Origin of the sequence: Sorangium sp. So ce128 (genome assembly GCF_051525245.1) — a bacterium.
GTDB lineage: Bacteria > Myxococcota_A > Polyangia > Polyangiales > Polyangiaceae > Sorangium > Sorangium cellulosum_B.
Genome location: NZ_CP150313.1, coordinates 10,803,989 through 10,825,756 on the forward strand (window position 1 = coordinate 10,803,989; position 21,768 = coordinate 10,825,756).

Sequence of the window (21,768 nt, forward strand, 5' to 3'; positions counted from 1 at the left end):
TCTGGTGACTCCCCCGCGGAACCGGAGGAGCCGCACGTTAATGGAGGGTCACAGGGCGGGTCAATACTTCCATCGGCCCTGTTCCGCGGCGAGACGCGCTGTTTCTGCGCGTATCTCGCACCTCTGCGAGGTCAGCCGTCGGTCGTCCGCTGGTCATCGTCCTCGCGCGCGGTGCCGCCGCTCGATGACGGCGCCGCGCCGCCGAGCTGCGTCACGCGCCGGATCGCGAGCCAGAGATCCCGCCTGCCCTCGCCGGTGATCGACGAGAAGCCGATCGCGCGGCGGAGAGCGCCGCCCGCCATGCGCGGGGCCTCCGCGGACAGCTGGTCCAGCGCGCGCCGGACCGACGAGCGCTGCACCTTGTCGACCTTCGTCGCGACGAGCAGCAGCTCCACCGGCCGTCGCGCGACGTCGCGGGACGCCTCGATGAAGCGGATGAGCTCGAGATCGTCCTCCTCGAGGCCCCGCCGCGCATCGACCAGGAGCAGCACCGCGGCGAGCGTGACGCGCCCGCGCAGGTACCCCTCGATCAGCGACGCCCACGCCGCTTTCTCGGACTTCGAGCGCCGGTTGAAGCCGTACCCCGGCAAATCCACGAGCTGGAACACCGCGCCGTCGCGGGCCCGCGCCTCGTAGAGGTTGATCTGCCGCGTCGAGCCGGGGTTCGAGCTCGTCCGGACGAGCCCTTTGCGCTCGACGAGCGTGTTGATGAGGCTCGACTTGCCGACGTTCGAGCGCCCGGCGAACGCCACCTCCGCGCTGACGGGCGGAGGGAGCGACGCGAGCGAGCCCGCGCCGGCGACGAAGGACGAGTCGACGATCTGGAACGGATCGAGCTGCCGCTCGGCGCGTGCCGTCGGAGCAGCTTGAGGCTTGGGGGCGCGGCGGGATGTGGTCACTTCGAGCGGGGCGGCTGGAACTGTGGCTTGCACTCGTCGCACTGGCAGAGCGAGCGCAGGTACCGGAAGGTGTAGATGCCCGAGTCGTGCCGATCGCCCCACGTGAACTGGAGCGCGTAGTTGCCGACCTGCTCGATCTCGCGGACGTTCAGGTCGCCGCCGGGCACGAAGTTGATCGTGCCGCCGTGCCCCTGGCAGTTCGCGCACGGGCAGTACCCGCGCAGGAGCTCGTGCGGAAGGACGCTGCGGTGGCCGTCGGCCCAGTGGATCTCCATCACCCGCGCGCCGTGCGGCGCCTTGACCTGAGTGGGAGTCAGCTTCGGATCCTGCGGCATCGTGCCCTTCCAGGCGACGGCAGTACCACGCCGATCCGGCGCTGCAAAGCGCCGCGGCGCGTCCACCGGGCGCCGCTCCGCTTTTCTCGGATCCCGCGGTGTCTCCGAGGTTTCCAGGGCTCCGTCAGGGCTCGACCGCCCCGGCGCTCTCCGCGCCCTCCCGGGCGCCTCGGGCTAGCCGGAGCGGGAGCGGACCGCGGCTGCGCACGTCACGCACGTCACCCTGCGGCGACCACCCGCGCATCGACGGGGGCGAGCGTCGCCTCGACGCGCTCGAGGATCCGCACGACCGCGGCGCCCTCGTCGAGCGGCGTCAGCGGCGGCGCGCGGTCCTCGACGCAGCGGAGGAAGTGCTCGATCTCCACGGAGAGCGGCTCGCGCCACGGCACCTCGAGCTCGCGCCCGGCCGGCGCGAGCTCGAGGTGCGCGGCGCGCTCGCTGGACGGCGCGCCCGCCGCGGCGCCGCGCGCGTCCAGGAACACGATGCGGTCGGGCGCGCGCACGTCGTCGAAGACCGCGACGCCCACGCTGCCGACGAGCCGCAGCCGCCGCTCCTTCGTCGGGCTCGACGAGCAGAGCTCGATCCGCGCCGCGAGGCCGCTCTCGAGGCGCGCCTCGAGCGTGACGAGCTCGCCGCACGGCGCGAGGTGGGCTCGCGCCTCGGCGAGCGGGCTCGAGTCGAGCGCCGAGAGCAACGAGAGATCGTGCGGCCCGAGCGTCCAGAGCGCCGACCGGGCCCCGCCGCCGGCGCCGGCGGCGCCGGCGCTCATCGACAGGCGCGCCGCGCTGAAGCTCACGAGATCGCCGAGGCGCCGCTCGCGCGCGAGCGCGACGAGGTGCACCACGGAGGGGTGGTAGCGGAGCAGGTGGCCGACCATGCCGATCCGGCCGAGCGCCGCAGCGCGGGAAGCGCAGCGATCGGCCTGCGCGGCGGAGAGGGCCAGCGGCTTCTCCACGAAGACGTCGGCGCCGGCCTCGAGGGCCCGCAGCGCGAGCTCGGCGTGGCTCGCCGCGGGGGTCGCGACGATCACGGCGTCCACGCGCGCGGCCAGCGCCTCGTCGATCGTGCGCACGAGCCGCGCGCGCGGGGCGAGCGCGCGCGCCCGCGAGAGGCGGCCGCGGTCGACGTCCGCCACGGCGACCACGCGCGCCCGCGCGTTCTCCGACAGCGCGCGGAGGAGCTTCTCCCCCCACCGCCCGCAGCCCACCAGCGCGACCCGGACGTTCGCGGCGCTCACGGCGCCCCCGGCGCCGCGGCGGACTCGGCCGGCCGGAGCGTGAGCTCGCCGAGGATCGCCTCGCCCTCGGCGTTGCCCGGGTGGATCGAGGGCCCGTTGATGTCGACGAGGAAGTCGTACCGCGCGCGCGCCTCGCCCTCGATCGTCGCGCGCACGCGGACGTGCTGGAAGCAGGCCGACTCGGTGGTGGCGCTCCAGGCGGGCGCCTTTCCCGGGTGCCGCGCGCCGATCGCCTCCGGCACGCTCCGGCCGCCCTCGGGGCGGTACTGCTGCACGATGCCGAGCGCCGCCCTGCGGTCCGAGGCGTTGAACCTCGATTGCGTCCAGAGGACCGCGCCGCCGGCGGCGGCGCTGGTGCCCACGAGCAGCAGCATCCGCGTCGCCTTGCCGTAGTCCATCCGCGAGCCGTATAGCCCCGGCGCTCGAGGAGAGCCAGCCGAGGCGGCGCGCCGCCTAACCCACGAACGACCCGAGCCCGCGGAACCTGCGGTACCGATCGTCGACGAGCTCCTCCGGCCCGAGCCCGTCCATCGACGTGAGCGTCGCCCAGAGCGCCTTGTCGAGCCGCACCGCGGCGTCGTCGTGATCCTGGTGCGCGCCGCCGGTCGGCTCCTCGACGATCGTGTCCACGACGCCGAGCTGCAGCAGATCCGGCGCGGTGATCTTGAGCCGGGCCGCGGCCTCATCGGCGCGGGAGCCGTCCTTCCAGAGGATGGCCGCGCAGCCTTCCGGCGAGATGACCGAGTAGCAGCTGAACTCGAGCACCAGCACCCGGTTGGCGACGCCGAGCGCCAGCGCGCCGCCCGAGCCCCCCTCGCCGATGACGGTCGCCACGATCGGCACCCCGACCCGCGCCATCGCGGCGAGCGCGGCGCCGATCGCCTCGCTCTGGCCGCGCTCCTCGGCGCCGATGCCCGGGTAGGCGCCCATCGTGTCGATGAACGTCAGGATCGGCAGCCCGAACCTGTCGGCCATCTCGTAGAGCCGGATGGCCTTCCGGTAGCCCTCCGGGTGCGGCATCCCGAAGTTGCGCTTCACGTTCTCCTTGGCGCCGCGCCCCTTCTGATGGCCCACCACCACCACGCTCCGCCCGTGGTACGTCGCGAGCCCGCCGACGATGGAGCAGTCGTCGGCGAAGCGCCGATCGCCCTTCAGCTCGACCCAGTCGGTGAACAGCCGCTTGATGTAATCGAGCGTGTACGGCCGGTTCGCGTGGCGCGAGAGCAGCACCTTCTGCATCGGCGTGAGGCCCGCGAAGATCTCGCGCGCCAGACGGCCCGTGTTGTCCTCGAGCTGGGCGAGCTCCGGCTCGAACCGCGGGTCCGCCGCGGCGAGCGCGCGCAGCTCCCGCACCTTCTCGATGAGCTCTGCGACAGGTTTCTCAAAGGGTAGGATCGAAGCAGCCACGGCCCGGACCCTAACGCTGCAGCGGGCGGACGGCTACGGCGCTGTGCTGCCGCGCTGCATCGTCCACGGGATGACGCGCGCGCACGCCCCGGCCGATCGGCCGAGGCGCCGCGTCGCCTCGGTCATTCGGGGAGGGCGTTGGTCGGCTCGGCGTGGATGAAGGCGTTCGCCGGGACCTGCGACATCGGCCGGCTCCGGATGACGTTGTAGATCGTGACCGGCTTGTCCTTGCCCTTCACCTTGGCGGGCTGGAGCTCCTCGGTCTCGAACCTTCCCCCGAGCTGCGCGTACGTGCTCTCGCTGATGACGATCTGTCCGGCCAGCGCGATGGAGCAGAGCCGCGCCGACGTGTTCGCCACGTCGCCGATCACCGTGTAGCTGAGCGCCTTCGAGCTCCCGATGTACCCGGCGACGAGCGGGCCGGTGTGGATCCCGATGCCGACCGCGAGCGGAAGCTCGCCCTTCTCGAGCCGCTCGCGGTTGAACTCGCCGAGCACCTCGCCCATCTTCAGGGCGCACTCCACGCTGCGGACCGCATCGTCCCGGTGGGCGACCGGCGCGCCCCAGAGCGCCATGATCCCGTCGCCCATGAACTTGTCGAGCGTGCCTTCGAACTGGAAGATCGTGTCGACCATCCGCTCGAAGTACAGGTTCAGCATCTCGACGAGCTCCTCGGGCCGCTTGCTCTCGGCCATGCGCGTGAAGCCGCGGATGTCGCTGTTGAAGACGGTGCACTCCTCGACGTGCTGGCCGCCCTGCTTCACGGCGAGCTGGCCGCTCAGCACGCGCTCGGCGATGTTCGGCGAGAGCAGCCGGCGCAGCTGCTCGCGCGTGACGATCTCGTTCTCGATCTTCTTCCCGAGGATGTTGATCTCGATGAACATCGCCGCCTGGTAGGCGATGGCCGTCACCAGCTCGAGGTCCTTGGGCTGGAACTGCGCGAGCGTCTCCGAGTCGAGCCAGAGCACGCCGAGCACCTCGCTGTTGTGCTGCAGCGGGGCGACGATCGCCGAGCTGATCCGGTTCAAGATCATGCTCTTGCCCTTCGACGCCGCGAAGTCCATCGCCGCGTCGTGGGTCAGCACCGCGGCCCGCTCGTGGACGACGTGGTTCAGGATCGTCGACGACACGCTGATCGGGGCCGTCGTCCCGTCGCGCCGCTGCATGGCCTGCGGGGTGAGCTCGCCGTTCTCGTTGCGCAGGAAGATCACCCCGCGGTCGGCGCGGATGAACTTGAACACGCTCGTGAGGATCTTCTCGAGCAGCTTCGTCGTGTCGCGCTCGGCGGCGATCTCGCGGGACAGCTCGTGCGACAGGCGCAGCCGCTCGTAGTCGGCGCGCAGCTGGTTCATGTCGTTGGCGATCCGATCGAACGCCAGGAACCCCTTGTCGACCGCGGCGATCTGCGTCCCGATCTGCCGGGCCTGATCGTTCACGTCGATGCGGGTGCCCTGCGCGACGAACGAGCCTCCGTGCGCCCCCGAGCGCCCCGGCAGCGGCGCGGTCCCGCCCGGCCCGGCGCCCAGCGGCGGCGGCGGCACGTACGGCTGCCGCGTCACCGGCGGCGCCACCGGCGTGCCCGGGAGCGGCGGCTGCGGCGGCTGGCGCTGGTACTGCGGCTGCTGCGGCGGATACCCGTGGCCCGGCGGCTGCGCCGGCGCCGCGCCCTGGTGGTTGACCACGGGCGGCCAGCCTGGGACGAGGGGCGGCGCGACCGGGGCGGCCGGATCGTCGAAGCGGCCACGCGTGGACCCCAGGGCGATCTCGTCCCCGTGCTTCAGCGGCGCTTCGCCCCGGACACGCTCGCTGTTGATGAACGTGCCGTTCAGGCTCCCCAGATCGCGCAGGACGAAGTGATCGCCCCGCTGCTCGATGATGCAGTGCTCCTTGGAGACGATCTTGTCGAGCAACTGGATGGAGTTGTTCGGGTGGCGCCCCAGCGAGTTCACGGGTCGCAGATCGATCGCCTGCTGGCCCTCGGCGGTCTGCAGGATGAGGCGGGCCATCGGTTCTGGCAGATTACCCAGCCGGGCACGGACCGACAATCTTTCCGGCCGAAGTCCAGCGCCGGCCGCGGGAGGCGACCGTGCCGGGCCGCGCAAAATGCGCCTTCGGCCCGCTGGAAACACCTGCGCCGAGCCCGACCGCCCGGGGCGGCTGTCGTCGGCTGTCGCATGGATACCTGACCGGATGATTAGCTTACCGGGCCCTGCATCTCAGGGAGGCGTCGCCTGGAACGGCTATGCGCCCACATGCCGCCGCGTTAGTCGGCCGCATGGATTCCGCGTACCTCCTCGCGATCGATCAGGGCACCACCGGAACGACCTCTCTCCTCATGGACACGTCGGGGGCGACGCTGGGCCGCGCGACGCGCGAATTTCGCCAGCACTTCCCGGAGCCGGGCCTCGTCGAGCACGACCCGGAGGAGATCTGGCAGAGCGTTCAGGATGCCGTGGGCGAGACGCTCAGGACGGCGGGCGTGGCCGGCAGCGCGATCAAGGCCATCGGCATCACGAACCAGCGCGAGACGACGCTCGTCTGGGAGCGCGCGACCGGGCGCCCGATCCACCGCGCGATCGTGTGGCAGGACCGCCGCACGGCGGCGCGCTGCGCCGAGCTCCGCGCCGCGGGCCACGAGCAGGCGGTCGAGGAGACCACCGGCCTCGTGCTCGATCCGTACTTCAGCGGCACGAAGCTCGCGTGGCTCCTGGACAACGTGCCCGGCGCGCGCGCGCGCGCCGAGCGCGGCGAGCTCTGCTTCGGCACCATCGACAGCTTCCTCGTCTGGAGGCTCTCGGGCGACGCGGCCGGCGGCTCGCCGGTGCACGCGACCGACGTCACCAACGCGTCGCGCACCCTGCTCATGGGCCTCGCGTCGCTGCGCTGGGACGACGCGATGCTCGCGATGCTCCAGATCCCGCGCTCGCTCTTGCCGCAGATCGTGGGCTCGGCGGGCCGCATCGCGGCGACTCGCGGCTTCCCGCACCTGCCCGACGGCATCCCGATCGCCGGCATCGCGGGCGACCAGCAGGCGGCCCTCTTCGGCCAGGCCTGCTTCGCGACGGGCGACGCGAAGTGCACCTATGGCACCGGCGCGTTCGTGCTGGCCAACATCGGCGATCGCCCGCTCAGGAGCCGCTTCGGCCTGCTCACCTCCGTCGGGTGGAAGATCGGCTCCGAGGTGGTCTTTGCGCTCGAGGGAAGCGCCTTTATCGCCGGTGCGGCGGTGCAGTGGCTCCGCGACGGCCTGGGCCTCATCAAGAGCGCGGCGGAGATCGAGGCGCTCGCCCGCAGCGTGCCCTCGAGCGAGGGCGTCACGTTCGTCCCGGCGCTCTCGGGCCTCGGCGCGCCCTACTGGGATCCGGACGCTCGCGGGATCATCTCCGGGGTGACGCGCGGCACGACCGCGGCGCACCTCGCCCGCGCGACGCTCGAGGGAATCGCGCTCTCCGTGACGGATCTCGTGCGGGCCATGGCCGACGACCTGGGCCACCCGCTGCGCCGGATGCGCGTGGACGGCGGCGCTGCCGCGAACGACCTGCTCATGCAGTTCCAGGCGGACGTGGCGAACGTCGCTATCGAGCGCCCCACCGACCTGGAGACGACGGCGCGAGGCGCGGCAATGCTCGCCGGGGTCGGCGCCGGCCTCTTCCTCACGAAGGAGGACGCGGCCCGCATGTCCCGTGTGGGGCAGAGCTTCCAGGTCGAGATGAGCGAGGCGGCTCGATCCGCCCACCTCCACCGCTGGGCCGACGCCGTCGCCCGCACGCGCTCGAAGCGCAGCTGAGCACTCGCCGATTCCCCTGAATTTCCACGCTGTTTTCCGCTTGAACCAGGTCTTCCGAAGCTCTCTCCCGAGCCGTCATCGCGCCGCGGCTCGGCGGCCGAACGGGCTTCCGGATCAAGGAATCAACCCTAGGTTGCGAGAGTTAGGCCCAGAAGCCCCCAACCAGCGTAGAGTGCTATGACGACGGCGCATTTCCGTTCAAACTTGGTGCACTTGAACCGAGGCGCGCGGCCAGCCCACCGCCGCCTCGCTGCTTTCGATGGAGACGAGGAGGACATGCCGACTACCGAGAATGCTTCAGCCGGCGGGACGGCCGTTCGCGACATCCCGATCGACTGGGAGGCGCTGGAGGACGCCTTCGAGAACAACGCCCCAGAGGTGCACTCGTACCTGCACCTCGGCACGGGCGACGTGCTGCGGGTGGTCGACGGCGTGGCGGATCCGCAGATGCACGCGCGCATCGCGGCAGACGCGAACTACCTCCGGATCGATCCCGTGAGCTCGCGCGAGCAGTACCGGTGGATGGAGCGCTACATCCCGATGGTGGAAGACATGGATCTCCAGGCGAAGCTCAGCCAGGCGATCGATGGCAAGGGCGCGTTCCGTCGCTTCAAGGATGTGTTGATGTCCTACGGTCCGGAGCGGGAGCGCTGGTTCGCGTTCCGTAGCGAGCGGCTGCGGATCTTCATGGAGGCGTGGTTGAGCGCCCACGCGCTGAACCCGGTCCCTCGCCCGCTCTGGGTGCCGGAGGTGCCGTCTCGTCCGGAGCCGGTCGTCCCGGCGGTCCCTGCGGTGGAGCCGCCGGCGCGCGAGCGCGAGGAGACGCGAGAGCCCCGCCGCGGCAAGAGCGTGGAGAGCCTGCGCAAGAACCTCCGCGAAATCGCCGAGGCGCTCGGTCCGCGGGATCTCGACACGCTGACGGCGTTCGCGGAGTTCCTGAAGGCGCGCCGCGCGGCGCGCTCGTTCGCGCACCACTACCACGAGGCCCAGGGGCCGGTAGACGACGACGCCGGGCCTGCTTCGCAGGAGATCGCGAGCGAGTCGCGCAGCGACACGGCGTGAGGGCGCGCCGCCGGCGCCGCGATCGCGGCGCCGGGGCGCTGGCCTGAGGGTGGGTGAGGGAACGGAAGGGAGCGGCGGCTTCGAGCGCCGAGCGGTCTAGAAGTACCAGTCGGTGCGGGCGCCGATGTACTGGCCGAGCTTCGAGCCGACGCCCGGACCGGCGCCCGTCCTCTGCAGGTAGCCGGACATCGCCTGATCCCTCGCCGCGTCGTTGTAGATCGCCAGCGAGTAGATGAGCTTGAAGTGCGGCCGCGCGCCGGCGCTCAGCTCGCCGGTCGGCACGAGGGTCGGGACGACCGACACCTTGACCGCGGTGCCCAGCTCGCCGTCGCCGTCCTTACGGCCCTGGAACGAGGCCTCGACGACGGGGTGGAAGTTCTTGTGCGCGAAGATCGTGGCGTTCGCCTGGACCGAGAAGTCCATCTGCTTCTCGAGGGCCGTGGGGGGCGCGGCGCCCTCGGCCTCGTACGCCGCCTTCGTGTAGTGGAAGGTGGCGAGACCTTCCAGGGCGGCGGCGTCGCCGAGCCGGAAGCCGAGGTGCTCGACCGCCTCGATGGCGAAGGAGCCCGCGAAGGTGCCCTCGTCGTTCGCGGTGCCCCAGGTCTGGTACGTCTTCGCGCCGCCGGCGGCGCCGTTGGCGATGCCGGTGCCGAAGCGCACCGCCGTGTCGCTGAAGTTGCCTTGGCCGAGGCCGAGGTGCAGCTTCGCGCCGATGACGCCGCCGAAGTCCGCCGGCGCGTTGTCGGGCACCGCGTAGCCCTCGCCCAGCTTCGCGGCCGGCAGGACATGGAACTCGCCGTGGACCTTGACGTGGTGCTTGGCCTCGCCGCCGAACTCCGCCTTGTAGTTGCCGGCGAAGATGGTGCGGAAGCGCTCGAGGCCCCCGCCCGGCGCGTCCCCGTTCACGTCGACGTTGTAGGGGGGGGTGGTGGCTCCAAAGCCCCGATACCCGAGGATCGCGAGCTGCAGGCCGCCGTACTTGATACCGCCGCCCTGGCCGCTGAGATCGTCGAGGTAGAAGTAGTCGCCGATGGGCGCGTACTGCTCGCGGAAGAACTTCGCGCCGCCCCAGACGCTGAGGCCCGGGACGAGGAAGTTGCCGGCCTCGATGTACGCCTGGTTGAACTGCACCGTGATCGACTGGCCACCGTTCGAGGACGGCTGCATGAACGGCCCGCCGTACTGGTTCCAGATGGCGAACGTCATCTCGGACTTGACGTAGAAGTCATCCGGCGTCGCGCCCTTCACCACGTGCGCGACGAACGACGGCTCGGAGTAATCGCCCTCTTCGTAGCGGCCGCCGATGCCGAACCCGAGCAGGTTCAGGGACGCGCCCTGGACGTTCTGCCCGTAGACCGGGGACCACGCCATGCCGAGGCGTGAGTACCAGTGCCACTCAAAATTCTCGCTCCCCACCGCGTGAGCCGACCGCGGCGCCGCCGTGAGGCAAAGGGCGGAGACGGAAAGCAGCCCGAGGGCTCGGACAGCGGCGCGCCGACCCGCGATTCGCTTGCTGGGGACCGACGACCTGTCTCTCATAAGTGATGTCATCGAACGACGCTCCTATCCATTCTCTGGGAGTGTGCTTGGGGTGATGGGAGGTGATTCGGCCAGATGGCCAAGCGCGGCAGAGGTAGTGGCCTGTCAAGAGAATCTAAGTTGACTCTGTGGGAAAGAGCCACCCGCTGCCACACATGCGGGGCCCGCGGGGGGCACAGTTAACAGGAACGTTCTGTTCATGTCAAAGGTCTCGGAACACCCTTCGGCAGTTTGTCATCTTCTGCGGCGCGTTATTATTAAGTAATCGAAATCACTTGGTTAAGCAGGACCCGCTCTCTTCCTCGGGCCAGGAACGGGGGCCTGGAATGACGCGTCGCACCAAAAACAGGATCGCGCTGGCTCTCGCGCTGCCTGAAGTGTTGCCAGAAGAATTCACGGGTGCCCCCTGGTGCGTTACCGGGTGCGCGCCGCGCACGTGACACGGACAAGAAGGCTGCATTGGCGAGCCCCGGCCAGCTGCGCTTTCGCAGCTTTCGCAGCGTGATGGCGCCGCCGCGCACGACGGTGTGCCGCGTGTTTCGGGACCACGAACCTGGCTTTTCATGTCGACACCCGGCCGGGGCGTCGCCGCGGTGCTCGTCTCTCTCCTGGGTTGAACCCAGGGCGAGCCGTCGGCCGCGCTGAGCGTCATTGACGCTCGCCGGCGCACCGAACGCGCCGCGCCAGCGAGCGGATCCTGCGCGCGCGCGCAGGACCATGCCGCGGAGCACAGGCCGCGCAGGCAGATCGCCCTTGGTCGACAGGATAACGCATCGCGTTGTAACGGCGCAACGACCGACGCAGATCCAGAGCGGGTCAGTCTCGATTGCAGTGCAGCGTGGGTGGACATGTTCTTGTCCAGGAAGGGCGTTGCGCTGTCGCCCCGAGACATCCCATCTGCTTCGGCGAGGCCGGCTGGTGCCTGGCGGGCCTCCGGGCGCGGTAGCGGCGCGCGCCGCGATGCCACCGGCTCGCCGCACCGAACGCCTGAGTTGTTGAAAGAGAGGCCTCCATCCTCTGCATGAGCAACGGCTCGTGAGCCCTCTTCACGATGTCTGGTGCTATCCTTCGCTATCGATAGGTGGAATCGACCCGCGAGATGGACTTCTGCTCTCCTGCCGCCCGGGCGTGCAGCTCGACGTGGCGAGCAGCTGGCCGGTCGCTCGGCGCGGCTCAACGAGCGGGCGTGATGCTCAAGGAGACCCGGGCCCGCGCGTTCTGGTAGTACGCGTCGAGCGCCTGGGCGAGCCGCTGCCCGACATACCAGCGCTTCAGCGCCGGGGCGACCTCCTCGTAGCGTTGATCCTTGAACGGCGTGGCGCCGGAGCGCAGGACGATCTTGAGCTCGAAATCGGTGGGCTCGAGCATCGGCGCGACCATGCGATCCAGGTACAAGCTCGCGCGCGCCTGGCGGCGCAGCAGCGCGTCGAGCTCGTCGGAGCTCATCCCCTCGGCGGCCGCCGCGGCGAGGAGGCGCGCGCGGCCGCGAGCGCGCTGCTCCAGCGCGATCCGGGCGGCCTCGGCCCGCTGCGCCACCTCCGCCGAGGTCGGCGCCGGCGAGATCGGCAGGCTGGCGAGCAGCGTCTCCGCGATGTGCCTGTCGAGCGCGGCGCGCACATGCCTGTCCCGGTACAGCCCGGGCTCCGCGTCAGGATCGGCGAGCGCCTCGAGGCGGGCCTCGAAGGCGAGCTCCCGCTCGAAGATGAACTGAGGCCGGCGCACGCCGCCCGTCTCCGGCGCATGCCAGCGCACGACGACGCGGTCGAGCGGCACCGGCGCCGCGGCCGACGGCGCGACCTGGCCGTGGGCGCTCGGCGTCAGCGACGCGAGCGTGAGCAACGCGAGCAGCGTCGTGAGGAGCCCGGAGCGGCGCACATCGGCAGGCTAGCGCAACCGCGCCGCGCATCCCATTCCGGGCAGCGCCGCGCTCGCGGAGCGCCCGGGGCGCGGGCAGCGGGTATAGACTGGAGCCACCATGTACAGGCAGTTCGCGCTCGAGGGCGAGGTCCACACCTTGCTCGACTGTGTGCCGCTCTCGGTGCGGCGGAAGCTGGACCTCGCCGAGATCAAGATCTCTCTCGCAGGGTGGCAGGCGCTGTCGCGCGCGGAGCGGCTCGCCCTGTGTCACCTGCCGGCCGACACGGACGAGGACGTCGCCGTCTACGCCGAGGTGCTCCGCGGCTTTGCGGAGCGCGCCGGGGTCGCGCTCGCCCCCCTGGCGGGCGCGCCGGTGCGCCGCGCGGCCTGGGATCGGGACAGCGTCAGCGCGCGGCTGCGCGAACGGCTCGGCCCGGACGGCGCGCTCGACGAGGGCGCGCTCGGCCGCCTGGCGGAGCTGACCGAGGAGGAGCGCTACGCCATCGTCAAGCTGGCCGATCCGAAGCGCGGGCCCGAGAAGCTGCGCGCGCTGCTCGGCGAGCTCGGGCTGTCCCGGGACGCCGGCGCTGCCCGCTCGCCGTGAGCCAGGCCGCGGCGAGGATCCCGGGCGCGACGAAGGCGCGGGTGAGCGCGCTGTCCGCGCGGCTCGCGCGGGGCGAGCTCGTGGTCCCCTCGCGCTAACGTCCGCGGCGGCGGAGCGTCAGCGCGCCGCGCTCACCACCTCACCATGACCTTCGACGGGTTGACCTCCGCGGTGACGCGCGGAACGTCGACGAGCACGTCGAGGAAGTCGCTGCCCGGCTGGCTCAGATCGAGGCTCGCCGCCTTGGGCTCCACGCGCGCCACGATCGCGTCGGCGTTGACGGCGCCCACGTCCTCCGGCGTCCCCGTGATCCTCACCTGCACCACGGCCGGCGCGACCGTCGCGCGCGGGATGCCGATCACCTCGACCTTGCGCTCGAACGTCCGCGTGGCGAGCTCGCGCCCGATCTCGAGCGTCGCCATCACGCTCTCGAAGCTGTACGTCACGAGCTTCGGCGGCCGATCGAGCGCCAGCTGCCGCTGGTAGGTGCCCTCCGTGAGCCCGCTGATGTCGAACGGCGCGGTGCGCGCGAGCTGCATCACGTCGACGACCGAGCGCGGGCCGCGGGCGTTGACCATCGGCGGCTCGACCGAGACCATCCCCTTCACGAGGAACCCCTGCGCGGCATCCCCGGTGCGGGGGACGTGCACCGGGATGGCCCGGGTGACGACGTCGTCCCAGCCGAGCTCGATCGTCGACGGGTACATCTGCTCGACCATCAGCCCGGCCGGCACGTGGAACATCGACGCGTCGAGGTCGATGTGCGTCACCGTGCCGTTGCGGAGATCGAGCCGCAGCGTCCCGAGGCTCTCGGCGCGCAGGTCGTCGAGCTGCGTCCGGGAGCCGCGCACCGTGACCGCCACCTCGTTCGGGATCTGGGTCATGAGCTGCCGGTTGCTCGACTCGGGCGGGAGGATCGAGACGACGCTGAGCATCAGCGTGCGCTGCGCGTTCTCCGCGCCGTGAATGAAGGCGTAGAGGCACAGCGCGAAGGTGATCGAGAGCAGCTTGAGGCTGAGGTTGTCGAGCAGCGCCGAGCGGAGCGCCTCGCGGATGCCGGCAAGCGTCATGGCTCATCTCGCGGGGGCATCCCCTCCGCGCTCCCCTTGGATGCGGCGGTCGCCGCGACCTGCCCGGTCGGGACGAAGGTGCGCTGTGACGGGACGGGGGAGTCGGTCGCGGCCGCCGCGGGGACGTCGACCATGGCCGGCCGGCCGCGCTCGGACGGGCGATCCGCGTCCTGCGGCGAGGCCGTCCCCCCGGCGCCGGCCCCGGCCGCGGCGCGCAGGTCGGCGCTGGATCCCGTCGCGGCGCGCGCCTCGGCGCCCGAGCGCATCGGCGTGGACGTCGACATCCGCGCCATCGGCCGTGCGTCGGGGTCCACGGCCGCCTTGATCATCGAGGACGTCTTCGAGACCGGCGCTGCAGGCTTGGCCTCGATCGGCGCGGGCTTCGCGGCGGCGGGCTTGGCGGGCTCGTGCGCCTGCCCGGCGCCTTGCGTCGCGCCCACGGCGGGGCCGCGCGCCGCCGGCGTGGGGAGGCTCGCGCGGCCGACCTGGGCGACCTTCTTGGCGAAGCGCCGCCTGCGCGACGAGCGGCCGAAGAGCCCGAGCAGCGCGTGCCGCAGCGACTGGCCGTCGAGGTTCGAGACGATGTTGCCGCTGAAGCAGAAGCTGATCGTGCCGCGCTCCTCGCTGACGACGACGACGACCGCGTCGGTCTCCTCGGTGATCCCGAGCGCGGCGCGGTGGCGGGAGCCGAGGCTGGCGTCGAGGATCTTGGTCTCCGGCATCGGGAAGAAGACGCCGGCGCGCGCGATCTTGAGATCGCGGATCAGCACCGCGCCGTCGTGCAGCTTGTTCACCGACTCGGGGACGAACAGCGAGACGAGCAGCTCTCGGGTGACGACCGAGTCGATGTGGATCCCCTCGCTCTTGACGAACTCCAGCACGTTGGCGTCCTGCTCGAAGGCGATGATCGCGCCCATGCGGTGGCGGGCGAGCTCGGTCGCGGCGGCCACCACCTCGTCGATGACGCGCGACTGCTGCTCGCGGCCGCTCGTGAACCAGTTGCTGCCGCCCACGCGGATGAGGGCGCGGCGGATGTCGTTCTGGAAGACGACGACCACGATGAGGATGATCGAGGAGAGGAGCCAGGAGAGGAGGTTGAGGAGCGTGGTCAGGCCGAAGATCTTCGCCCCGAGATAGATGAGGAAGACGATGCCGAGCCCGAGGCCCATCTGCATCGCGCGGGTGCCGCGCAGCACGAGGAGCGCGCGATAGACGACGTAGGCGACGATGAAGATGTCGAAGAAGTCCCGGATGACCTGCGTCGCCGGCCTCACCGAGAAGAGTCGGAGAAACCCTTCAACCATCGCCGCGCGCCCCCTGGGCGACGGGGCCGTCCGGGCGCCGACGGTCGCCGGCGCCCGCGCGCTCGATCGCGCGCATCACGTCGAGGGCCTGGCGCACGGGGCGGACGTCGTGGACACGGACGGCCGCGGCGCCGCGCGCGGCGCACGCGATCGCGGCGGCGACGGTGCCGCCGAGGCGGTCCGGGGGCGGCGCGAGCGGCGCTTCCCCGCCGTCGCCTCGCCCCGCGGCCTCCGAGGCCGCGGCGCGCGCCAGGAACGACTTGCGGCTCGGCCCGACGAGCACGGGAAAGCCGAGGGCGCACAGCTCGTGCAGCCTGGCGCACAGCTCGAGCGACTGCCGCGCGTTCTTCGCGAAGCCGAGGCCCGGATCGAGGACGAGCTCGCCCTCCGGCAAGCCTGCCTCGAGCGCCCGCGCGGCGGCGCTCGACCACTCGCGGGCCACGTCGGCCACGACGTCGTCGTAGGCGTCCTCGGGGTACGCGGAGAAGCCGGCCATCGCCGACATCGGGCCGCGGCTGTGCATGAGCACGAGCGACGCCCCGCGCCGAGCGCAGAGCGCGCCGAGCTCCGCCGCGCTGTCGAGCGAGATCGAGTTGACCACGGCCGCGCCATCGTCGAGCGCGCGCGCCGCGACGGCGGGAGAGGTCGTGTCGATGGAGACCACCGCTCCCCTCTTCACCGCGTCGCGCACGCTCCCGCCGATGCGCGCGATCTGCTCGTCATCCGGCACGGGCCGCGCGCCCGGCCGCGTCGACTCCGCGCCGATGTCGATCATGTCTGCCCCCTCGGAGAGCATCGCATCGATCTGCGCGAGAGCCGTATCTTCATCCGCAAAGCGACCGCCGTCGGAGAACGAGTCCGGCGTGCGGTTCAGGACCCCCATGATCACCACGCTCCTGCGGCGTTCGAGCAGCATGCGCAGCGGGGACATTTCCTGTGGGTAGCAACTTTTGCGCCGAACGGCAATTGTCTGCTCGAATCGATGTTTTCCAGGAGCAATTGGAACATCGCGAGGGGGTCCGGCGCGTCGCGCTCTGCCAACCGCCGGCTGGGCCGGCGGGCGCGCGCCGGCGTTGGACGGCGCACCGGCGTCCACATTCGCTTCGGGCGCCGGCTTCCCGGCGGCCGTCCCACGCTCGGGCGGGGACTCAGCGCGAACCATGGGGAAGAAACAGTACGGAGGGTACGGAGGGTACGCAGAGAGCGGAGGCAATCAGGCAAGGGGAAGCAAGGGGAAGCAGAGGGGCGCGGCGCCGGGTTCCCCCCCCACGCTCCGCGCGCCGCTGACTCGGCCTTGCTTCTTTGCTAGGGTCCCGCCTACACATTGACATCGGCGGCCCCTCGCGGTCGTCCGGTGCGGGCGGGGACACGCGCGAGCGTGCCCCGTCAACCGTTTCTCAGGCTGCACCAGCGGACGAGACCGAGCGGTTCCATGCTGCGCACGCGTATCCGGGCAGGTCCCCTCGCCGGCTTCGTCTTGAGCGCCCTCTTCGCGGCGTGCTTCGCCGTGCTCGGCGTGGGCGAGCTCTTCATCCCTGCGCTCAGCCCCGAGATGGGCATGCCTGCGCCCGTGACGCTGCGCGTCCCGTACGGTCCGCGGATCGTGCGCGACACGCACGACGGGAGCTTCACGCTTTCGTACGAGCACAGGCGCGTGATCGTGCCGCGCGGCACGGTCCTCTCGGAGCACAACGAGGATCACAACGCCGCGATGGCGTACGAGACGGTGCGGCGGATGCGGCGGCCCGGGCTCGGCGCGCGCCTCGCGAGCATGTACGCCATCTACCTCATCGTCTGCCTGATGCTGACGGTCTACCTGCGTCGCTTCGGGCAGAACCGGGTGCGGCTGCTCCGCACGCAGGTGGGCATGTTCGTCCTGATGACGGGCTCGCTCATCGTCGCGAAGCTCCTCCTGCTCTTCACGGCGCTGCCCGAGTTCTGGATGCCGGTCGCGGCGCTCCCGCTCTGGGTGGCGATCGCGTTCGATCGGCGGACCGCGTTCCTCGTCGAGGTCGGAGTCGCGTTCATCGCGTCGTCGCTGCTCCGGTTCGACGTCGTGCTCCTGTCGGTGCTGCTCGTGCGCGGCATCGCCGCGACGATGTTCTTCTTCAAGCGCAAGGGCTCGCGGCAGCTGTTCGTCGCGGGCAGCCTGGCGGGCATCGCCGGCGCGATCGGGTTCATCGCGCTGACCGTGCTGTTCGAGGGGAGCTTCGATCTCGGCGCCGATCTGAAGCGCTGGCTCGGCTCCAACGTGCTGGCCTGCATCGGCGGGGGGCTGCTCGTCGGCGTGCTCGGTCGGAGCCTGAGGGAGCCGGCCGAGCGGGCGATGGGGCACGTGCCCCGCGACAAGCTGCTCGACCTCACCGACCTGGAGCAGCCACTGCTCAAGAAGATGGCGGCGGAGGCGCCGGGCAGCTGGGAGCACGCGCGCGCGATGGCGAACCTCGCCGAGGCCTCGGCCGCGGCGATCGGCGCCGACGCGCTGCTGACGCGCGTGGGCGCCTACTACCACGACCTCGGCAAGACGGTGCAGCCCAAGTACTTCATCGAGAACCTCCCGCCCGGCGAGCGATCGCCGCACGAGGAGCTCGATCCGGAGGTGAGCGCCGACGCGATCATGGCGCACGTCGTGATGGGCACGAAGATCCTGCGTGAGGGCAACATCCCCGAGCCGGTGGTCGAGTTCGCGTACACCCACCACGGCACGCAGGTCGTCGAGTATTTCTGGCACAAGTGCGTCGAGCAAGGGAACCCGAAGGACCTGACGCAGGAGCACTTCCGCTACCCCGGCATGAAGCCGCAGACGAAGGAGACGGCCATCCTGATGCTCGTCGACTCCATCGAGGCGGCGTCGCGGACCATCTGGCCGCCCGAGCACAAGAAGTTCGAGGAGATGATCCAGCGGGTGATGTTCTCGAAGCTCGCGTCTGGCCAGCTCGATCAATCCGGGCTGACGATCGAGGACCTGCGCATCATGACGAGCCGGATGGCGTCGACGCTGGTCAACATGTACCACGGGCGCATCAAGTACCCGTGGCAGCGCGAGAGCGATCGCGCCGGGCACACGCCTGCGCCGCCGACGGTCACGCCGCACCCCACGCGCCCCGGCACGCCCACGCCCGTCCCCGCGTCCAGCGCGCCGGGTCGGGACGGGAGCGCCGCCCCGCCGCCGTCCTCGAGCGCGCGAGGCGCTGCCCCGCCGCCCCCCGCGAGCACTCGGGGCGCTGTGCCGCCGTCCTCCTCGAGCGCGCGGGGCGCGGTCGCGCCCGTCGTCGTGGACGAAGCCGGTGGGCCCGTGAAGGACGAGAGCCCAGCGGAGTCCGTGCGGACGCCGAGGAAGACGCACTGAGCAGGCCGGGCGCGCCGCGCGCTCCCGCGGAGGCCGAGCGGCCTGCTCCAGGAAAGGACGGTCCGATGCCTCCCACGATAGAGCAGAGCTTCATGAAGGCCCTCTTCCACGGCATCATCGCCGAGGACATCATCTTCCCGTATCCCGAGATGCCCGCCGAGGACCGGGAGACGACGTCGATGATGCTCGACAGCGTGCGGCGGTTCTTCGCGTCGAGCGTCGACAGCAGCCGGATCGACCGGGAGCACGCCATCGATCCGGGCGTCCTGGCCGAGATGAAGAGGCTCGGCCTGATGGGCCTGCAGATCCCTGCCGAGCACGGCGGCGTCAACCTCAGCAACATGGCGTATGCGCGCGTGATGCAGGAGATCGGCGGGCTCGACGCGTCGATCGCCGTCACCCTCGGCGCGCACCAGTCGATCGGCTTCAAGGCGATCCAGCTCTTCGGGACGGAGGAGCAGAAGCAGCGCTATCTCCCGAAGCTCGCGACCGGCGAGTGGATGGCGGCCTTCGCCCTGACGGAGCCGGGCGCCGGCTCCGACGCCGCGGCGATCAGGACGCGCGCCGAGATGTCGGCCGACGGCTCGTACTACACCCTGAACGGGTCGAAGATCTGGATCACGAACGGCGGCTTCGCCGACGTCTTCACGGTGTTCGCCCGGACCTCGGCGCTCGAGGAGGGCAAGAAGCCGAAGCTCACCGCCTTCATCGTGGAGCGGAGCATGGGCGTGAAGAGCGGGCCGAACGAGCAGAAGCTCGGGATCCGCGGCTCCTCGACGACGGAGCTCTTCTTCGACGACGTGAAGGTCCCGCGCGAGAACGTGCTGGGCGAGGTAGGCAAGGGCTTCAAGGTCGCCGTCGAGGTGCTCAACAACGGGCGCCTCGGGCTCTCGGCGGGGTGCGTGGGCGCGTGCAACACGCTGATCCGGATGGCGCTCGACCGGGTCCAGGAGCGGCGCGCGTTCGGCCGGAGCATCGGCGACTTCGGGCTCATCAAGGACAAGATCGCGACGATGCTGGCGCACACGTACGCGCTCGAGTCCATCACGTACCTGACGGCGAGCCTCGCCGACGCCAAGGTCCCCGACTTCTCTATCGAGAGCGCGATCTGCAAGGTCATGGGGAGCGAGACCCTGTGGTTCGTGGTCAACGAGACGCTCCAGATCGCCGCCGGCATCGGCTACATGGAGGAGTACCCCTACGAGCGGCACCTGCGCGACGCGCGGATCAACATGATCTTCGAGGGGACGAACGAGATCCTGCGCTGTTTCATGGCGCTCTCCGGGATGAGCGGCCCGGGCAAGTCGCTCGCGGACGTCGCGAAGGCGATGCGAGAGCCCATCAAGGGCTTCGGGCTGCTCAGCGATTTCGCGCTCCGCAAGGCGCGGTCGGTGCTCGGGCGCGAGCGGATGTCGAAGGCGCACCCGCTGCTCAGCCGGGAGGCGGTGATCTTCGAGGACTGCACCTCCGAGCTCGCCACCCACAGCGAGGACATGCTCCGGAAGCACGGGCGGGAGATCGCGGAGATGCAGTACGCGCAGCGCCGCATCGCGGAGATGGCCATCGACCTGTACTGCATGGCCGCGTGCATCTCGCGCACGACCCGGGCCATCGAGCGGCGCGGGGAGGACGGGGCGCGGCGGGAGATCGATCTCACGACCGTGTTCACCGGCATCGCGCAGAAGCGGCTGAGGCAGCACGTCGCTGACTTCCAGAAGAACGACGACGAGCTGCGCAAGGCCATCGCGGTGCGAGCTTATGCGGATCGCGCCTACCCCTTCGACATCCTGTAATCGCAGTCTGCCGCACCTCGACGGACATCGATTCACTTCAAGTCACATCGAGTCGCATAGAGTCACACACGCGCCACGTGCGCTTCGGCGCAGTATGCTCATTCATTGTGAGCTGCGCTCTGTTTCGGGACGTTTTCAGCTCACCGCCCGGACGGATTGCTCTATAGTTTGATCAGGCGTAGTATTGGGGGTGGGCCCTTCGACAGGAATCAGGTGATCACTTGTCCCAGGCTAGAGCATTGGGTGGCAGGTGCGGAGCCATGAAGGAGACTGCTGAAGGTCGTGCCGTCATGGACAAGTACCGTCTCGAGCGCAGGCTCGGAGGCGGTGGGATGGGTGATCTGTGGCTGGGCTTCGATATCAAGCTCAGGCGGCGGGTCGTCATCAAGTTCATCCGGAGCTTCGCGGCGACGGAGCCGGAGCTCATCGCCCGCTTCGAGCGCGAGGCCCGCGCGTCCGCGCGTGTCCGGAGCCCCTATGTCATCGAGACCTACGATTACGGCGTCGATCGCGGCTGCGCGTTCATCGTCATGGAGTACCTCGAGGGAGAGGACCTGAATCGCCGCCTCGAGCGCGAGGAGCGGATCCCGCTCGCGCAGGCGACGGCCTTGTTCACGCAGCTCGGCAAGGCGCTCGACGCGATCCACGCCGCGGGGGTGATCCACCGGGATCTGAAGCCGGGGAACATCTTCATCACCTCTTCGGCGGGCGACGATCTGGTCAAGGTCGTCGATTTCGGCGTCGCGAAGTCGTCCTGCTCGCGCGATCGGATCACGAAGACGGGCATGGTCCTCGGGACGCCCAGGTACATGAGCCCCGAGCAGACCATGGCGCCCAGGCAGGTCGATTACAGGAGCGATCTCTGGTCGATGGCGGTGATCCTCTACCGCGCGATCACCGGCCAGTGTCCCTTCGCGGGCGCCAACATCAATGAGCTGGTCAGGCACATCTGTCAGACGTCGTTCCCGAAGGCGTCCGAGCTCGCGCCGGAGCTCCCGCCCGGGGTCGACGCGTTCTTCGCCCGAACGTTCGAGTTCGATCCGGAGGCGCGGTTCCAGTCGGGCAAGGAGATGATGGAAGCGTTCTCCGCGATCGTGCAGGTGCCGGCCTCCCTGCCGTCGTCGGAGTCGCTGCGGGCGATCCCCGTCCCACCGCCGTCCGAGCGGAGCGCCATCGTGAAGCGGAGCGCGATAGGCGCGGTCGCGGCCCCGCTTCGCAGCGCGATGGATGATCAGACGACCATGGCCGCCATGCTGGCGGCGCCGGCGAACGATCTCGGCGGCCCCACGGCGACGGACGCCGCCGTCGAGCCCGCCTCCGCCTCGTGCGACCGGCACAGCGAGGTCGTTCTGGACAGCCGCGTCCTGCCGCCGCTCCGGGTCCCCTGGATGGTCGCCGTCGGCCTGCTCATCGCGGCCGCTTGCGTTGTTTTCCACAGCGTGGCTCAGGGCGCGCCGTGGTCGCTCGAGGCCGCGGAGAGCCCGGCGCCCGGAGGACCGTGATCTCGCGGGGCGCCGCGACGCC

17 protein-coding genes are annotated in these 21,768 nt (G+C 70.7%); 6 read left to right on the forward strand and 11 right to left on the reverse strand.

Going from position 1 to position 21,768, the window contains the following annotated elements; translation table 11 throughout:
• Positions 1 to 131: 131 nt before the first annotated feature.
• The 6 genes from yihA to WME82_RS40980 form a co-directional block, all read right to left on the reverse strand.
• Positions 132 to 899, reverse strand: a complete 768-nt coding sequence (gene yihA / locus WME82_RS40955) for a ribosome biogenesis GTP-binding protein YihA/YsxC (RefSeq protein ID WP_438039750.1) — start codon at positions 897 to 899, stop codon at positions 132 to 134.
• Complete coding sequence (locus WME82_RS40960) at positions 896 to 1,234, reverse strand: gamma-butyrobetaine hydroxylase-like domain-containing protein (protein WP_437741972.1); 339 nt, start codon at positions 1,232 to 1,234, stop codon at positions 896 to 898. Before WME82_RS40960 ends, yihA begins: the two co-directional genes overlap by 4 nt.
• Before the next feature lie 218 nt (positions 1,235 to 1,452).
• A complete protein-coding gene (locus WME82_RS40965) occupies positions 1,453 to 2,472 on the reverse strand; it encodes a Gfo/Idh/MocA family protein (RefSeq protein ID WP_438039751.1) in 1,020 nt (339 codons plus the stop codon).
• Positions 2,469 to 2,870, reverse strand: coding sequence for a hypothetical protein (locus tag WME82_RS40970; RefSeq protein WP_438039752.1), 402 nt, complete (start codon positions 2,868 to 2,870; stop codon positions 2,469 to 2,471). The genes WME82_RS40965 and WME82_RS40970 overlap by 4 nt, the downstream gene beginning before the upstream one ends.
• A 55-nt stretch (positions 2,871 to 2,925) precedes the next feature.
• Positions 2,926 to 3,879: an acetyl-CoA carboxylase carboxyltransferase subunit alpha gene (locus WME82_RS40975; RefSeq protein WP_437325460.1), complete on the reverse strand. Its 954-nt coding sequence runs from the start codon at positions 3,877 to 3,879 to the stop codon at positions 2,926 to 2,928.
• Positions 3,880 to 4,001: 122 nt separating this feature from the next.
• Positions 4,002 to 5,885, reverse strand: coding sequence for an adenylate/guanylate cyclase domain-containing protein (locus WME82_RS40980; protein ID WP_437295481.1), 1,884 nt, complete (start codon positions 5,883 to 5,885; stop codon positions 4,002 to 4,004).
• Positions 5,886 to 6,154: 269 nt separating this feature from the next.
• On the opposite strand from WME82_RS40980, the gene glpK reads away from it, so the two are divergent.
• Positions 6,155 to 7,666, forward strand: coding sequence for a glycerol kinase GlpK (gene glpK, locus WME82_RS40985; RefSeq protein ID WP_437741976.1), 1,512 nt, complete (start codon positions 6,155 to 6,157; stop codon positions 7,664 to 7,666).
• Positions 7,667 to 7,942: 276 nt separating this feature from the next.
• A complete protein-coding gene (locus WME82_RS40990; protein WP_438039753.1) occupies positions 7,943 to 8,728 on the forward strand; it encodes a UPF0158 family protein in 786 nt (261 codons plus the stop codon).
• Positions 8,729 to 8,824: 96 nt separating this feature from the next.
• Here WME82_RS40990 and WME82_RS40995 read toward each other — a convergent pair whose 3' ends face one another.
• On the reverse strand, positions 8,825 to 10,144 hold the full coding sequence (locus tag WME82_RS40995) for a carbohydrate porin (RefSeq protein WP_438039754.1): 1,320 nt from the start codon (positions 10,142 to 10,144) through the stop codon (positions 8,825 to 8,827).
• A 1,296-nt stretch (positions 10,145 to 11,440) separates the two neighbouring features.
• Positions 11,441 to 12,142, reverse strand: a complete 702-nt coding sequence (locus tag WME82_RS41000; protein WP_437741979.1) for a hypothetical protein — start codon at positions 12,140 to 12,142, stop codon at positions 11,441 to 11,443.
• A gap of 100 nt (positions 12,143 to 12,242) precedes the next feature.
• Here WME82_RS41000 and WME82_RS41005 point away from each other — a divergent pair, with 100 nt between their 5' ends.
• On the forward strand, positions 12,243 to 12,728 hold the full coding sequence (locus tag WME82_RS41005) for a nitrate reductase associated protein (RefSeq protein WP_437741980.1): 486 nt from the start codon (positions 12,243 to 12,245) through the stop codon (positions 12,726 to 12,728).
• 131 nt (positions 12,729 to 12,859) lie between these two features.
• Here the strand turns inward: WME82_RS41005 and WME82_RS41010 are convergent, their stop codons facing one another.
• From WME82_RS41010 to folP, 3 genes are read right to left on the reverse strand one after another with little or no spacing between them, the layout of a single operon-like run.
• Entirely contained in the window at positions 12,860 to 13,798 is a 939-nt protein-coding gene (locus WME82_RS41010) for a CdaR family protein (RefSeq protein WP_438039755.1), read from the reverse strand.
• On the reverse strand, positions 13,795 to 15,102 hold the full coding sequence (gene cdaA, locus WME82_RS41015) for a diadenylate cyclase CdaA (protein WP_437853664.1): 1,308 nt from the start codon (positions 15,100 to 15,102) through the stop codon (positions 13,795 to 13,797). Before cdaA ends, WME82_RS41010 begins: the two co-directional genes overlap by 4 nt.
• The gene (gene folP / locus WME82_RS41020) at positions 15,095 to 16,018 is read right to left on the reverse strand and encodes a dihydropteroate synthase (protein WP_438039756.1); all 924 of its coding nucleotides are present in this window, start codon (positions 16,016 to 16,018) and stop codon (positions 15,095 to 15,097) included. Before folP ends, cdaA begins: the two co-directional genes overlap by 8 nt.
• Positions 16,019 to 16,534: 516 nt before the next feature.
• On the opposite strand from folP, the gene WME82_RS41025 reads away from it, so the two are divergent.
• From WME82_RS41025 to WME82_RS41035, 3 genes are all read left to right on the forward strand, one after another.
• Positions 16,535 to 18,451, forward strand: coding sequence for an HDIG domain-containing metalloprotein (locus WME82_RS41025; RefSeq protein ID WP_438039757.1), 1,917 nt, complete (start codon positions 16,535 to 16,537; stop codon positions 18,449 to 18,451).
• A gap of 65 nt (positions 18,452 to 18,516) precedes the next feature.
• Positions 18,517 to 20,244 carry an acyl-CoA dehydrogenase family protein gene (locus tag WME82_RS41030; protein ID WP_437913319.1) on the forward strand — a complete coding sequence of 576 codons (1,728 nt, stop codon included), beginning with the start codon at positions 18,517 to 18,519 and terminating at the stop codon, positions 20,242 to 20,244.
• A gap of 260 nt (positions 20,245 to 20,504) precedes the next feature.
• Positions 20,505 to 21,746, forward strand: coding sequence for a serine/threonine-protein kinase (locus tag WME82_RS41035; protein WP_438039758.1), 1,242 nt, complete (start codon positions 20,505 to 20,507; stop codon positions 21,744 to 21,746).
• The last annotated feature ends 22 nt before the right edge of the window (positions 21,747 to 21,768 follow it).